This is a genomic window from Vibrio sp. 1978 (assembly GCF_033344345.1).
The window spans coordinates 1-685 of record NZ_JAWPOP010000492.1 but is presented as its reverse complement, the minus strand read 5'-3'; the positions used below and the strand labels follow the sequence as shown (position 1 = coordinate 685).

The 685-nt window shown below is 42.9% G+C and carries 1 protein-coding gene and 1 pseudogene; both read right to left on the bottom strand.

Annotation, left to right across the window (positions count from 1 at the left end):
* Nucleotides 1-432: Gfo/Idh/MocA family oxidoreductase (locus R8N49_RS27415; RefSeq protein WP_318190490.1), on the bottom strand; the 432-nt coding region annotated here is incomplete at its 3' end.
* Nucleotides 433-490: 58 nt separating this feature from the next.
* Nucleotides 491-685, bottom strand: a pseudogene (locus tag R8N49_RS27410) (response regulator); the annotation flags it as partial.

Sequence of the window (685 nt, the reverse complement as noted above, 5' to 3'; positions counted from 1 at the left end):
ATGTCGTAACGGAGCGATAGACGGTAAGCTCTCTTTCAATACTTGGAAGTTTGGTGTGTAAGGCGACATAAACGCTTCAAACAACACAACGTTGTTTTCCTCAGCACAGGCAAACATCTGTTGTGCCAATGCGTAGTTCGAAGCCATTGGCTTTTCACAAATGACGTGTTTGCCCGCTTTTAACATTTGAATGGCTTGAGGAGCATGAAGCGAATTTGGACTGGCGATGTACACCGCATCAATGTCTGCATCCTGACCTAATGTTTCTAGGCTGTCGTAATAAGTATCTGCATCGTAAGGCGTGCCAAACAAACGCGCTTTTTCTATATCTCTCGAATACACAGCTTTAAGGCAAAACTGCTTGGTTTGGATTGCCGCTTCAACAAATTGTTGCGAAATCCAGTTAGTCCCGATAACAGCGAGTTTAAACATGTCACTTCCTTTATATTCGTTCTAAAAAGCCGTAATGAATTCGGCTTATCAGTGCGATTTAAGCAAGCTTTAGTTCATTAAACAACTCAAATAACTGGTTAGATTTATACGGCTTTGGCAAATACGCATCCATACCCGCAGCAAAACAATTGTGAATGTCCTCTTCCAACACCCTCGCGGTCAAAGCAATGATGGTTGTTTTCTTGCAGCCCACTTTCTTTTCCCAACGGCGAATCTCTTTTGTCGCGGTTAG